Origin of the sequence: Chryseobacterium sp. SG20098 (assembly GCF_031844745.1) — a bacterium.
GTDB classification, from domain to species: Bacteria; Bacteroidota; Bacteroidia; order Flavobacteriales; family Weeksellaceae; genus Chryseobacterium; species Chryseobacterium cucumeris.
The window spans coordinates 777622-792477 of record NZ_CP134622.1; the positions used below are offsets into that span (position 1 = coordinate 777622).

14 protein-coding genes are annotated in these 14856 nt (G+C 37.3%); 12 read left to right on the forward strand and 2 right to left on the reverse strand.

Going from position 1 to position 14856, the window contains the following annotated elements:
* Positions 1-67 precede the first annotated feature (67 nt).
* The gene (locus tag RHP76_RS03520) at positions 68-445 is read right to left on the reverse strand and encodes a winged helix-turn-helix transcriptional regulator (RefSeq protein WP_120231112.1); all 378 of its coding nucleotides are present in this window, start codon (positions 443-445) and stop codon (positions 68-70) included.
* Positions 446-602: 157 nt separating this feature from the next.
* Here RHP76_RS03520 and RHP76_RS03525 point away from each other — a divergent pair, with 157 nt between their 5' ends.
* The 9 genes from RHP76_RS03525 to RHP76_RS03565 all read left to right on the forward strand — a co-directional run bounded on the left by RHP76_RS03525 (position 603) and on the right by RHP76_RS03565 (position 8087).
* On the forward strand, positions 603-1532 hold the full coding sequence (locus RHP76_RS03525) for an alpha/beta hydrolase (RefSeq protein WP_311229492.1): 930 nt from the start codon (positions 603-605) through the stop codon (positions 1530-1532).
* Between the two features lie 5 nt (positions 1533-1537).
* Positions 1538-2704 carry an MFS transporter gene (locus RHP76_RS03530; protein WP_311229493.1) on the forward strand — a complete coding sequence of 389 codons (1167 nt, stop codon included), beginning with the start codon at positions 1538-1540 and terminating at the stop codon, positions 2702-2704.
* Between the two features lie 257 nt (positions 2705-2961).
* The gene (locus RHP76_RS03535; protein WP_311229494.1) at positions 2962-3663 is read left to right on the forward strand and encodes a DsbA family oxidoreductase; all 702 of its coding nucleotides are present in this window, start codon (positions 2962-2964) and stop codon (positions 3661-3663) included.
* Between the two features lie 173 nt (positions 3664-3836).
* Positions 3837-4145, forward strand: coding sequence for a hypothetical protein (locus RHP76_RS03540; protein ID WP_311229495.1), 309 nt, complete (start codon positions 3837-3839; stop codon positions 4143-4145).
* A 35-nt stretch (positions 4146-4180) separates the two neighbouring features.
* A complete protein-coding gene (locus tag RHP76_RS03545; RefSeq protein WP_120231116.1) occupies positions 4181-4762 on the forward strand; it encodes a 5'-methylthioadenosine/S-adenosylhomocysteine nucleosidase family protein in 582 nt (193 codons plus the stop codon).
* Positions 4763-4779: 17 nt separating this feature from the next.
* Entirely contained in the window at positions 4780-5301 is a 522-nt protein-coding gene (locus tag RHP76_RS03550; protein WP_311229496.1) for a GNAT family N-acetyltransferase, read from the forward strand.
* A 168-nt stretch (positions 5302-5469) separates the two neighbouring features.
* Positions 5470-5988: a Crp/Fnr family transcriptional regulator gene (locus RHP76_RS03555; RefSeq protein ID WP_311229497.1), complete on the forward strand. Its 519-nt coding sequence runs from the start codon at positions 5470-5472 to the stop codon at positions 5986-5988.
* Between the two features lie 125 nt (positions 5989-6113).
* A complete protein-coding gene (locus RHP76_RS03560) occupies positions 6114-7091 on the forward strand; it encodes a 3-oxoacyl-ACP synthase III family protein (protein WP_062669574.1) in 978 nt (325 codons plus the stop codon).
* 183 nt (positions 7092-7274) lie between these two features.
* Positions 7275-8087, forward strand: a complete 813-nt coding sequence (locus RHP76_RS03565; RefSeq protein WP_216444605.1) for an alpha/beta hydrolase — start codon at positions 7275-7277, stop codon at positions 8085-8087.
* Between the two features lie 238 nt (positions 8088-8325).
* Here the strand turns inward: RHP76_RS03565 and RHP76_RS03570 are convergent, their stop codons facing one another.
* Entirely contained in the window at positions 8326-9423 is a 1098-nt protein-coding gene (locus RHP76_RS03570; protein ID WP_311229498.1) for a TauD/TfdA family dioxygenase, read from the reverse strand.
* A gap of 216 nt (positions 9424-9639) precedes the next feature.
* Here RHP76_RS03570 and RHP76_RS03575 point away from each other — a divergent pair, with 216 nt between their 5' ends.
* From RHP76_RS03575 to RHP76_RS03585, 3 genes are read left to right on the forward strand one after another with little or no spacing between them, the layout of a single operon-like run.
* Entirely contained in the window at positions 9640-11166 is a 1527-nt protein-coding gene (locus RHP76_RS03575) for a pyridoxal phosphate-dependent decarboxylase family protein (RefSeq protein ID WP_311229499.1), read from the forward strand.
* Positions 11138-13546: a GNAT family N-acetyltransferase gene (locus tag RHP76_RS03580; RefSeq protein WP_311229500.1), complete on the forward strand. Its 2409-nt coding sequence runs from the start codon at positions 11138-11140 to the stop codon at positions 13544-13546. Before RHP76_RS03575 ends, RHP76_RS03580 begins: the two co-directional genes overlap by 29 nt.
* Complete coding sequence (locus RHP76_RS03585) at positions 13539-14855, forward strand: lysine N(6)-hydroxylase/L-ornithine N(5)-oxygenase family protein (RefSeq protein WP_311229501.1); 1317 nt, start codon at positions 13539-13541, stop codon at positions 14853-14855. Before RHP76_RS03580 ends, RHP76_RS03585 begins: the two co-directional genes overlap by 8 nt.
* The last annotated feature ends 1 nt before the right edge of the window (position 14856 follow it).

The following is a 14856-nucleotide window of genomic DNA, read 5'->3' on the forward strand; positions in this document are numbered from 1 at the left end:
GAAGAAGCGTGATTTTATTAAGATAAAATCACGCTTCTTTTATTTTCAAATCTGCAGATTCTAATCTTTACTCTTCAATTGTTTCCTGGGTCTGCATCATTTCCCTATGTTTTCCTCCCCATTCATCAAGCTGTTTCCAGATCGGAATCAACTCTCTGGCAATAGCTGTAAGTTCATAATCTACTCTTGGCGGAACTTCAGCATGGACAGTTCTTTTTACCAGACTTTCTTTTTCAAGTTCTCTCAGCTGAAGGGTTAGCATTCTTTCCGTTATTCCTGAAATAGAGTTTCTAAGTTCACTGAAACGTAATTTTCCGTCTTTTAACTTATTTAAAATAATCAGTTTCCAACGTCCTCCGATTTTGCATACTGCATAGCTCAGATCACATCCCTGGATATACTTTTTGTTGATATTATTCGTTGAGTTTTCTTTTATTTTGCCCATTACTTACAAATTTGTTAGTACCATACATTTAGCTGTATACAATGCAAATGTAAGGTTTGAGATTTAATTTTGTTCATCAAAACAGAAAATAACTGCAAGAGGAAGGACAATAGCGCTCATGTTTTCCGCAGTAGCAACAACTTAAATCAAAATAAAAATGCAATTAACGCCTAAGATAAAACAGATTTTAAATCATTTAGAAAGTATGCAACCCTTCAATCCTCAGGATTCTTTAGACGGAGCAAGAAAATTTCTTGAAACCATGTCTCTTCAGCTTAGCGGGAAGAAAGAATCAGTAACCATGATTGAAGAGCTGCATATTCTACAGGAAACTCATCAGATTCCTATCCGTATTTACCGTCCTAAAGGAAGAGATGTTCAACAATCACCAGCTATTATTTATATTCATGGAGGATGGTTTATTGCCGGTGGGTATGAGACCCATGATGCTGTAGTCCGCAAGTTGGCTAATAAAACAGGAGCTGTAGTTATTTTTATAGATTACCGTCTTGCTCCCGAACATCCTTTTCCGGCTGGTCTAAATGATTGTATCGATGGTGTAAAATGGGTATTTGAAAATGCAGAATCTTTAGGAATCGATACTGATAAAGTAGGAATCATAGGGGACAGTGCCGGAGCGGCTTTATCAACGGCAGTTTCTACCCAGCTGGGAAAACATCTGAAATTTCAGGTATTGATTTATCCTGCAGTAGATAATCAGTTGAATTCAAAAACCTGGGAAACCTATGAAAACGGTCCGGTTCTCAATAAACAGGGTGGGATAGAAGCATGGGCAGGATATCTTCCGGAAGATGAGAAAGATAATCCTCTGGCAATTCCTGTTTTAATCAGAGATTTTAAAGAGACACCACCTACCTTAATTATTCTGGCAGAACATGATCCTTTACTGGATGATGGAAAACAGCTTTCTGCCAATATGGAAAATGCGGGAATTAAGCTTAAAACAAGCCTCTACAAAGATATGGTCCATGGATTTATGCATATGGGAGAACTACTGGAAGAAGTACAGTCAGCAGTGAATGAAATGGCTGAGTTTGCCCATCAAAACTTAAAATCCGGCGAATAAGTATCATGAAGAAATATGCATACATTGGATGTCTGGGATTTATAGCGGTTATTACAACAGAATTTGGGGTGATCGGAATTCTTCCACAGATTGCAGAACATTATAAGATCAGCATAGACAAGGCTGGGTATCTCTTGAGTGCTTTTGCTTTAATTATTGCGCTTACAGGACCTTTTATGACTTTACTGACATCAGGTTTTGACCGTAAGAAAATAATGCTTACTGCGATTTTCATGTTTCTGATTACAGGATTTGTATCTTCTTTTTCACCTCCTTTCTGGCTGCTGATGTTGGTGAGAATTTTACCTGCATTCCTTCAGCCGGTATATATCGCGACTGCATTATCTGTGGCGGTATCTCAGGCAGATGACCGGAAAAAGAATGGATTAATGGGAATTGTTTTTAATGGAGTAGCCATTGCCATGGTAACAACAGTACCGTTTGCCACCTGGATTGCCGGGCTTTGGGCCTTTCAATATTCATTTATGATACAGACTGTGGTGAGTCTGATTGCTCTGATGGTCGTTTATTTTATGCTTCCTTCAATGCCTGTGAAAGAGAAAAAATCTTATGGAAATCAGATCAGAATATTGAAGCAACCTCCATTTGTACTGAGTACACTGACTAATTTTTTCATGATTACTGCGTGGTTTTCTACTTACAGTTATTTTGCAGATTATCTGAACAAAGCCAAAGGAATGGATACTTCAATGGTAAGCTATATGCTCCTGTTGTTTGGAATTATCGGAGTATTCGCCAATGGAGTAGCCGGAAAAATGCTTAATAAAAATGTCGCAGGTACCACCGCTATTTTTCTTTCCGGAACGATTGTAGTGCCTGTTTTTCTCTATTTTTCTGACGGAAACCTATGGGCAACGATTGCTGTTATTGGAATCTGGGGATTCCTTTATTCACCGAGCTTTTTGAATGCATCCACTTATATGATCTCTTCAGCACCGGAGTCACTGGAGTTTGCCAACAGCCTTGCTACCTCATTCGGAAATCTGGGGGTGACGGTGGGAACTACCATCGGTGGATGGGTAATCGTTACTAAAGGAGTAGAGTATATTCCCTGGATAGGTCTTGTTTTTGGACTTCTTGCCTTTGCAATGATGATTCTAAAAGTAATCGTAGGGAAGCGCAGACAGGTACTTTCCGCCTGTCAGAATTAAACTGTAATAATTTTTGTTACATTAAATAAAATACAGTATCTTTGTACTATTAATTTGAAATTGATTAAGCTTTTATTTTTGAACCATTAAGATTTAATAAGAGTTTAAGAGTATTAAGATGGGCTTCGCTTTACGATTAAAAATCTGAATGACTCATCTAACTACGCTTTATCTTTTAAATGCTTCTTAACGGTTTTAATAGAGATTGAATATTTTTTGATAAGTTTAAACAGTTTCTTGATTTAAAATTAAAGACAATGAAAATAGAAATCTGGTCGGACGTGATGTGTCCGTTTTGTTATATCGGAAAAAATAATTTTGAACATGCTTTGAATAAGCTTCCTTTTAAAGATGAAGTAGAAGTAGAGTGGAAGAGTTTTCAACTGGATCCAACTCTAGACCCCAATAAAACTCAGGATACAATACAATATTTCAGGGAGAAAAAAGGAGTTGCTGAGCCTCAGGCTGCTCAGATGCTGGGGCAGGTTACTCAAATGGGAAAAGGAGCCGGAATTGATTTTAATTTTGGGAAAACTTTGATCACCAATACCTTCAGTGCCCACAAACTGCTTCATTTGGCTAAAAAACACAATAAATCCAATGAAATGGAAGAAGCATTATTTATCGCCCATTTTATTGATGGTAAAAACGTGGGAGATATAGAAGTTCTGGTTGATCTTGCTGAAAGTTTAGGAATTGATAAAGAAGAAGCAAGACAGGCCGTTACTACAGATCAACTGGATTATGAAGTCAACCAGGATATTCAGGAGGCGAGAAACAATGGAATTTCCGGAGTTCCTTTCTTCGTTTTGAATGGTAAATATGCCGTTTCCGGCGCGCAGCCTGCAGAGGTATTTGAAAATGCCCTTCAGCAGACGTATAAAGAAACCGTGAGCCCGTTTAAGGATCTTTCCGGTGAAAACGGAGCTTCCTGTGATGCAGACGGATGCAGCATCTAAGATATGAGAACCCCAAAATAGTTTTATTTTGGGGTTTTTAATTAGGTATATAATTGAATATTTATATATTTGAAAGACTTCAATGAAATCCGCTAAGATTTAAGAAAATGAACATTAACATTTTTAGATATACCTCAATTATTTCTTACCTGTTCATTATCTTAATGGGACAAATGATAGGATTACCATTTATTTTTTGGCTTCTATTTACTGCTTTTGATTTCTGGAATATAGAGCAAATTTTTGCTATATTAGGGCTTTTAGGTGCTATACTTAATGTTACAAGATGGAAAAATAAAGTACTCATAACAATTTTAAGTTTTATGATGATGCTTTCACCCATTATGGGCAGGATAGTGCAAACTCCCATAGAAAAGTTTAATTATTTTGCATTCAAGATTCCTTTGTTTCTGTTTATTGTATGTTATTTAATATTTATCGTTCTTAATGCAAAAAAAGGAAAACCTGTTGTATCTTTGTAATACAGTGTCAATAGCTGTATAAATCTGATTTCTCAATGATAAAAATTAACAACGAAAGTCATTATTCAATAGATGATACCCTTTTTGTTTTTGCATTAGATTCCGAAGCAGGAACCGTTTTTGACGATAAAAACAAATTAATTACCGGCATCGGAAAAGTAAATGCAGCGATTGAATTAACCAAAGAAATTCATACAAGAAAACCTAAACTGATCGTGAATTTAGGTTCTGCAGGAAGTAAAGGATTTCACAAAGGAGAAGTGGTATGCTGTACAAAGTTCATCCAGAGAGACATGGACGTAAGAGGATTAGGGTTTCAATTGTATGAAACACCATTATCCGGAGTACCACCTGTATTGGAATACGGTCTTAAAATGGATACTTTGAAAGAGGGAATCTGTGGAAGCGGAGACAGTTTTGAAATGAACCACTCTGAGACAGATTACAATATTGTAGACATGGAAGCCTATCCGCTGGCATTGATTGCCCAACAGGAAAACATTCCGTTTTTATGTCTGAAATATATTTCTGACGATGCAGGAAGCGATGCCGCTGATGACTGGAGTGTACAGGTACATCTGGCTTCCGAAGCATTTAAGAAAATCCTTTTTTCATAACATTTATTCTTATCATTATGAGTTCAATTATCATTTATAAAGCCTCGGCTGAAAACGTAGAAATTGTACAAAGTTTAGGAATACAGACGTTTTCTGAAACTTTTGCAGAAGATAATACGGAAGAGGCCATGAAAAAGTATCTGGAAGAAAGTTTTAATACAGAAAAAATAAAATCAGAGTTGAATAATCCTGATTCATTTTTCTATATTGCCTGGGAAGAAGACAATCCTGTAGGCTATCTGAAAGTCAATTCCGGAGAGGCACAGACCGAACTTCAGGATGATACCGCCCTTGAAATTGAAAGAATCTATGTAAAGAAAAGCCATCACGGTAAAAAAGTGGGCCAGCTTCTTTATAACCAGGCTTTGGAAACAGCTGAGCAGCTTGGTAAATCATACTTATGGCTTGGGGTTTGGGAAAAAAACCTGAGAGCTTTACAATTTTACAGAAAAAATGGATTCGTTGAGTTTGATAAGCATATTTTCAGGCTTGGGGAAGAAGAACAGACCGATCTGATGATGAAAAAAGTATTGGATTAATTTTCTGCAAAACAGAAAGATTGTATGTAACCACTGATTACACAGGGTTTCACAGATGATTGTGTAATACAATCCTTTATACTTTCCAAATACCAAAATGAAGCATTTAGAATTTGTAAAACATATTAATCACTATTATCCTTTATCTGAGGAAACCATTAAAGATTATTGGATATCTGTACAGAAGAGTACTACCGCAAAAACAATCTTCTGCAGGAATCCGGTTCTATGGCCAGATATTATTACTTTTTAAAGTCAGGACTGATAGGATATTACACAGTAGATGAACAGGGGAATAACATTTACAAAATCTTTTTTGAAGAAAACAGCTTTGTTGCTTCTACAGCTGCTATTATAAAAAATGAACCCAGCGATTTTAATATCGTTGCACTTGAAGATTGTGCTGTAATACAATATCCTGCAAAAGCCTATCGGGGATTGCTTGAAAAACATCATGACCTTGCTCTTTTTCATATGTATTATCTGGAAAAAAACTGGGTAGTTAAAAAAGAACCTTTGGAAGTTTCCCTCAAATACGAAACAGCTAAAAAACGGTATTTGCAGTTGCTTGAAAACACCACTCTTTATAACAGATTAAAACAGCATCACATTGCTTCTTATCTGGGAATTACACCTACACAGCTCAGCCGGATCAAAAAAGAAGTTCAGGGAGATAAATACCATTAAATTTTACCCGTATTTATAATAATCAGTATTAATGATTTATTTCATGTTTCTGGGATATATCTCAATATTATGTTAAATTTACATTATATCACAAATAAGAGATATAATTAAAATATTAACCAGACATGAAGTTACACCACACGTATTTCTATCATCCTGATTTTGTAGAAAATAATACAGCCGTTATTGAACACTTTGAAAGGCAGGAAATTTCAATGCAAAAAATCCAGAATGCTTTAGGCAGGGCAGAACGTTTTATTGTTCCCGAGAATTCTTTTGAAACTACACTTTCTATGGGAATTGAAGCTGCAAGAGGAGTTCTTAAAGAAAGTAATATTTCTATCCTCGATATAGATATTATTATTTTTGTAAGCAGTTCTCCCGAACATCATATTCCCTGTGACGCCATCCAGATCCATCATGCGCTTAACGGAAAACCGAATACCCTATGTTATGATATGAACGCCAACTGTATTGGAGCGTTTATAGCGCTGGATCAGGTATCAAAATATTTAAAAGGAACCCGGTCCGGAACAAAAGCCTTGGTAGTTTGTGCCGAAAAATTTTCAAGGATATTAGATCCTGACAATCCGATTACCGCTTTTTGTCTTTCAGATTCTGCTTTTGCTTTCATCGTAGAAAATGATGGGGACAACACCTCAGGGTTATTAGATGTATTATATCATACAGACAGCAGTTTTTGTAATACCGTACTCTACCCACCTAAAGGAAATTCACGTCATGATCATGGCGATCTGACAACCTGGGATCGTATTTTTGACGGCATGGGAAGTGTTAATTTTGCACTGGAAAATATTCCTCTGTTCTTAAAGCGCAATCAGATAAGCCTTGAGCAGATTGATTTGTTTTTATTTTCACAGTTTTCTATCAGGAATATCAATATGATCCGCGATTACTTTCAGCTGCCGGAGGAAAAAATTCCTTTTTACTCTAAAGAGCTTGGGTATACCGGAGCATCCAGTCCATTTTTAGCTTTAGACCAATATCAAAAAGAAGTAAAATCATTGAAAAAAGGAGATTATATTCTTATATGGACCTTGGGAACAGGTTATCAGGCAGGATTAATGCTTTGGAAATACTGATGATCACCATTTTGCATGGATCCCACGGTATTAAAACAAAATAAAAAGATAAAAGCCTCAACATATGTTGAAGCTTTTATCTTTTTTATGCTACAATTTTGCTCTGTCAAAGATGCATTGGTACACAATATGTTTTAAAAAATACTATACCAGTGATTATCATTAATTAAAATTTATTTCAGCATGAAGAAGCTTATCAACATTGTATTTGTAATGACTGCCTTTGTACAGTCATCCGCACAAAAAATTATTCATCAGGAAGTTTTCAGTCCGAAAATGAATAAGAAAATCAAAACAGTAATTATTACCCCCAATCTTCAGCGTAATACGAAATATCCGTCCGTTTATATTCTTCACGGCTTCAGCGGTAATCCGGACAGGATTATCAAGCAGGATATTCCTGATCTGGTTAAAAAAGCTCAGCAATTGAAAACAATCTATGTGCTTCCGGATGGGAATTACAGTTCCTGGTATGTAGACAGCCCGGTTGTTAAGGATTCGCAATATCAGACTTTTATTGGAAAAGAACTGGTAGAATTTATTGATAAAAACTATCCTGTGAAAGCTGAGAAGAAATTCCGCGGGATTTTAGGATGGAGTATGGGAGGCTATGGAGCTACCAACATCGGGGTTACGTATAACAAGACATTTGGAATCGTTGGAAGTTCATGTGGAGCACTGGACTTCAATTCGTTCGGGGAAGGATATCAGAAATATATGGTGAATAAAGTGCTGGGACCATTGGAGTCTATCAATCCGAATTTCCTTACGGACAACAGAATAAAACTGATGGCCGCAGCAGATCAGCAATATATTTTCGACTGTGGAACGGATGATACCCAAATGATTAATATGAACAGGAATTTTCATAAAAAGCTGACTGAAATGAAGATCCAGCATCTCTACACAGAATCTTTAGGCGGGCACGTTCCGGAATACTGGAGCAGATCATTATCTGAACAGTTGTCTTTGTTTGACAGGTTTTTTAAACAATGAACCCTTTTTTAAGTTTCGACTAAAATCCGCTTCTATTGATATAAAAACTAATCAATATTCAATAGGAACGGGCTTTAGCCCGTTTAAATAAATAGATAATAAATCCATTGGCTTTAGCCAAAACTTACTTTATTAACCTTTTAAAAGGGCTAACCAGAAAAAAAACCTTTTCGGGCAATGCCCAAAAAGGTTTTCGACTGATTGAATGTTCAAAAATACCAACTAACCAGGCATTCTATTAAAAATGTTGAAAATTTTTCCCCAGATGTTCCTCAATCACAAAGAACGGATCTTCCGTAAGAGTGTGTGCTCTCATATCAATAAGACTTACTTTGCTCATCATACGAAGCATAATCCTTCTTTCACATGGCTGTTCTACACCATCAATATTTCTTATTCCCGCACGGAAGGCCGATCTTCCATGAGCACATAAGTGATTATTAACAAGAATAACATCACCAGCCTGAGGAGTAAATCCTGAATAAATCAAATGTCGGGCTTCTTCCCAGAATTCATGCAGTGTATGCTGCGCTTCATCAGACTGTCTGATGCTGGAATTGAAAAGCTGTTCAGCAGCATCGAATCTCATGAAAGGAAGGCTATAATTCCCATACAACACAGAATCCAGGGTATCTTCTTCACTGTTTCCAGTTTCCAGGTTGGCGTCTTTCGGAATTTTATAAATAGGATCAAAAAGTGCTCTGTACTTTTCCCCGATAGACTCATGAGAACGGATGGAATATAGCGTTGAAGGAACCTGCTCTTCGTTTCTCACATACATAAAGCTTAAAAAATCAGCCTGATGTTTCAGAAAAGCGTCTTCCGTATGGACATATAAATCTGTAGAAGATCCTGATCCGGTTTGCGTTTCCTTCATTTTTTCATCAGGAATGATGGCATGGATCAATCCGCCGCCTTTACGCTGTGAATAATATTGTACAGGCTTTGAGGGAAGTGCCCCATGAATAAGCGCACACGCAAAACCATATAAATTAAACTTTGAATAATCTGCCGATTGCCAGTTGGGTGGAGTAGAACCTATTTCCTCCTGATCTATATCCATCAATCCTGTAAAAACCAGCGCGCCATACTGATTTTCAGAAAAGTCACTCGCAAAATCAGCTGCTATATTTAGAATCCTTTCCGGAAGAAAATAAGAGGCCAGTTGATGTACATGTTTTATAAAATCACGGTTTTCATAAGTGTCATACTTTTTCTGAAGATGCAATGCCGCATCTTTTATCATTCTTCTTTCCTGAGAGGTGACTTCTATGACCATAGGAAGCAGTTTTACAGCTGTTAAACAGTCTTTATCTAAAATTTCTGTAGAATTCATTAAAAAAAATTTGGTGTTAAGTAATAATTTTTATCTTTGTTTTTAATTATTCTAAATAACAATAGCTAAGTCAAATTTAGTAATAATTATGTAATCACCAAATAAAATATAATAAAAAATGTAAAATTTAAAAACCTGACTATTAGATATATATAACCATATATCGAAAAAACCACAACAACTCACAGATTAAAAAAATCACATTACAAAACTTTTATGAACAACAATTTAATATCCCTTGAAGCGCTCACAAGCACAACTTCACCCCACATTTCGGGGAATTTTGGGAATATTTTTCATCCTGACAATTATGAGCATTATCGTAATGCTGTCAACAGTACTTTAGACCTGGTTCAGGAATTTCTTCACAGAAACAACAAACCTTTCAGTGGTATCGAAGCCAGAACAATGAAAGGAATGGTACAACAGATTGATCTTAACCAAAAACTATCCAACTATAATGAGCTGCTGGCTGAAGTAGATGAAATCTATGTGAAACATGCCACCGCTTTTCACTTACCACAATATGTAGCGCATCTTAACTGCCCTGTAGTCATTCCGGCATTGGCAGGAGAAATCCTTGTAAGTGCTATCAATTCTTCTCAGGATACTTATGATCAGAGTGCGGGAGGAACCTTTATGGAAAGAAAACTGATCGACTGGACTGCCGGTCAGATCGGATATAATCCGAACGAAAGCGATGGCGTTTTCACAGCAGGAGGCTCACAGAGCAACCTAATGGGATTGGTGATGATGCGTGACTGTTTTTCTCAGAAAAAATATAACCACAATATTAAAATGGATGGTCTGCCAGCGGAGGCAAGCCGTTTCAGGATATTTGTTTCCGATAAATCTCACTTCAGCAATCTGAAAAATGCATCCATTATGGGATTGGGTGAGAAAAGTATTGTTAAAGTTCCGACCGATGACCGTTTCCGTATGGATATTTCTCTTTTAAAGAAATACATTAAGAGGGAAGAGCAATTAGGAAATATTCCTATCGGAATCGTAGCGACAGCCGGAACTACAGACTTTGGAAATATTGATCCACTCGAAGATATTGCCAATATTGCAGAACACTATAACATCTGGATGCATGTAGATGCCGCTTACGGTTGTGCTTTATTATTAAGCGAAAAATACCGTGATCTTATCAATGGCATTGAAAGAGCCGACTCTGTAACGATTGATTATCACAAATCATTCTTCCAGCCTATCAGCAGCAGTGCTTTTATTGTGAAAAACAAAAAAGAACTGTTGATTCTTAAACACCACGCAGATTATCTGAATCCTAAGGAAATGGATGAAGAAGAAATTCCGGCACAGATCAATAAATCCATTACCCAGAGTACAAGAAGATTTGATGCGTTAAAACTTTGGTTTACCCTAAGAATGATGGGGAAAGAACAATTGGCAGAATATACAGATACCGTGATCGATCTTACCAAAGATGCTGCAGCGATGATCTCTGAAGATGCTGATTTTGAACTCCTTTCAGATTCCGACTTGAGTGTTCTTGTTTTCAGGTATGTAAATCCGGAAATCAGTGATCTGAATGCCTTGAATCAATACATCAAGATGAAATTGTTCTATAGCGGAGAAATCCTTGTAGCCAGTACAAAAGTGGATGGGAACTTCTATCTGAAGTTTACCTTCCTGAACCCGATTACGACTACGGAGGACATTCATCAAATTCTCACCACAATCAAAAATCATGGAAAAGACTTTAATTCAGAAAAATAGAACAGGAGAAAAAGCCCGGGAAATTACTTTCAGAATTCTGTTGAACGGAATGCTGAGAGAACTGGGAAACGGAAAATTCTATCAGGGCGTTCCGAAATATGATCTTCTTACAGCAAAGGCTCTTCAGAACAGTGATTATTCATTGTTTATGAGATTTGAAATGAAAAAAAGCGGACTGTTTTTATTTGCTCCGGTTTCCTATCGTTCCGAAACTCTTTTTCATGAATACGGACCTGTTTTGTGGGCGGTAGATCATCAAAACCAAGAAGTTTTTGAAGTGAATGATCAAAAGCTTACTGAACTGGTTTACAAAGAACTTTCTGAAACTACCAACGAAACGAGTTTTAGAAACTTTATGGAAAGAATTCAAAGCAGCTTAAGAAATCTGGAACTGACAACAGAAGCCTGCCTGCAGGATGATCAGTTGTTGACCTATTCTTTCCTTGAATCTGAGCAAATGCTTCCCGCAGGCCACAATCTGCATCCTTTCACCAAATCAAGAATGGGATTTTCTGAGGAAGAACAGTTGTTATACGGCCCTGAATTCGGGAAAGGATTTCAGCTGGATTACTTCCTGATCCATAAAGACTGTATTACAGAAAAATCTCTTCCGGGGATTTCAGCAAAAGAAATCTTCGAAAAATGGACTTCTTTACCGGAAAGCTACGATTTTGAAAACATCAATGATTTTTACATCGTTCCATGCCATCCATGGGAGGCACAATATCTTTTATCTACAGAAGAATATCCTGAAATGCTCGGTTCCGGGAAAATCATTCACATTGGGCCATTGGGTGAGGATTTTTATGCAACATCTTCCATAAGAACGGTGTATAATCCTGATTTCAGCTGGATGTTGAAATTTTCTCTGCATGTTTTAATGACAGGCTCTGTGAGAACAAACAGTTTAAAAGATCTCAACAGAGGTTATGCTTCCGCAATATGGTGGCAGCATCAAAAAGCTTCATTTGAACAAAGCTTCCCAAATTTTAAATTATTACTGGAACCATCCACGTTAAGCGTTCATTATGAGGGAAAAAATATGGACAGTCTGAATATACTGCTCCGTGAAAATCCTTTTTCCAATGAAGATAAAGTGATTCTATTGGCAAGGCTATGTCAGGATGAATCTACAGATGGTTTCAATTTTACGGCGCATTTCTTTAAGAATGCTGCCAATCAATTAGGTGTAGATGCAGAAAAAGCAGCTATTATCTGGTTTGAAAAATATGTAAATCTTTTGCTTTCTCCTTTAAACAGATTGTACAATCAATTAGGCATGGCTCCTGAAGTTCATCAGCAGAATCTCCTTGTTCAGCTGGATAATCAATTGCTTCCTCAATCTATTTATGTGAGAGACGGACAAGGTTATTTAATCAAAGAAACCTTCAAAGGAAAGTATGAATCTCTGATCAAAGACTATCCTGAAGTGGAAGATCTTTTCATCAGAGATGAGCGTCTGCTGGATATTGTTTCTCACCATCTTTTGGTAAGCAACCTGAGTGCACTGATTGCTTCAATAGGTAAGACGGGACTTGTTAAAGAAAGAAGATTAATCCATATTCTGTACAGGGAATTTGAAAATCTTCATGAGTCTGAGCCATCATCTTTAACGGATTATGCTTTGAATCAAAGATATTGGGCTGTAAAATCAAATCTTCAGTCGGCGGTTGCTGATGTAGATGGAGGCGTGAATGCTTCTTCAATTGCTTATGCGAAGGTTCCTAACCTTCTTCACAAACATTTTTTCTCAGACCAGCTTATCCATCCGCAGGGAACAGAGGCTTTCTTTAAAAGGTACTTCCAGAAAGAGGATGTGACGATGAGTATGCGTCCTATTGATCTTGAAAATGACCTTGAAATGCTTCACGAGTGGTTCAACCGTGAACACGCCGTTAAAATCTGGCAGATGAACTGGCCCATTGACGAATTGGAAACCTATTACAGACTGATGCTTCCAGGTGATGAAGCCCATAGCTATATTATTGCCGGAAACGATGAGCCTTCCTGTAATATCGAGATCTATTGGGCATGCAGAGATATGGTAGGCGATTATTACGAAGTATTACCAACAGATTACGGAACGCACCAGTTTATTGCACCGACTGATCCAAAGAAAAAATTCGTTTCTCCATCTACACAATCTATGGTTGACTATGTTTTTGCACAGCCACAGGTAGGAAAAATGGTAGGCGAAGGATCTGTAGACTCGCTTGCTTCTATGATGAACAAAGCCCACGTAGGCTTCAAAGTAGAAAAAGTAATTGAAATGCCTCATAAAAAAGCCAATCTGAACTTCTGCTACAGAGAATGGTACTGGGAAAAATTTCCACAGAATAAAGAGGTACAAATCACCACAAACATCACAAAAAATGACTAACGAAGCCGTATACAATGTAATAGGCATCGGGATTGGCCCTTTCAATCTGGGACTTGCCGCATTATCCAATCCGATTCCGGAACTGAAAACCCTTTTCCTGGACCAGAGAGATGGTTTCGACTGGCATCCGGGATTAATGATCGACCATGTAACCCTGCAGACTCCATTTTTATGCGACTGCGTATCCATGGCGGATCCTACGAATCCTTTAAGCCTTTTGAACTATCTGAAGGAAACCGGAAGACTGTATAAGTTTTTTATCAGAGAAGATTTTTTCATTCCGAGAAAAGAGTACAACCGTTACTGCCAATGGGTGATTGAACAGCTTCCGCAATGCCGTTTTTCTACTCAGGTAGTGGATATTACGTATGAAGACGGTTTATATCATGTAACGACTATTCATACCAAAACCAAAGAAACGACTATTTTTAAAACGGAAAGATTGTTTTTAGGAACAGGAACACAACCTCATATTCCTTCTTTCATTCCGAAGGATGATTCCCGTGTTATTCATACCAGTTCTTATCTGTATAGAAAAGAGGAATTGTTATCTCAAGGAAAGAAAATTGCCATTATCGGATCCGGACAGAGTTCAGCAGAAGTTTTTTATGACCTGCTTCAAAACAGGAACGAAGAAACACATCTGGGTTGGTATTCCCGTCCGGACAGATTTTTCCCTATGGAATATTCTAAGCTGACACTGGAGCTTACTTCACCTGATTATGTAGACTATTTCTACAACAGAAGCGAATCTGCAAGAAAAACCATTTTAAGCAAGCAGCAGGCTCAGTTTAAAGGAATCAATTACGATCTGATCAATGATATCTACGATTTCATCTATGATCTGAATATCGATAATGCGGATCCTAATCTTACAATTATTCCTAACAGCCAGCTGAACAGAGTAGACAACAGCAATCCGGATTTCATCAATCTTGAGTTTACCCAACTGGAACAGGAAGTACCTTATGATCAGGAAGCTGATTATCTGATTCTGGGAACAGGATACCGTTATAACGAACCTGCATTCATAAAGAATATTCAGGATAGAATTAAGAGAGATTCCAGTGGATTGTTTGATGTCAACAGGAATTATTCAATAGACCATAACGGGGGCGAAATTTATGTTCTTCATGCCGAAGTTCATACCCACAGCTATATTTCTACCGATCTGGGAATGGCTGCTTACCGTAATTCCTACATCATCAATGATATTCTGGGAAGAGAATATTATAAAATTGAAAAGAAAATTGCTTTCCAGGATTTTGATGTCGAAAAATATGCTGACTTACCAACTGCCAAAATTTAAT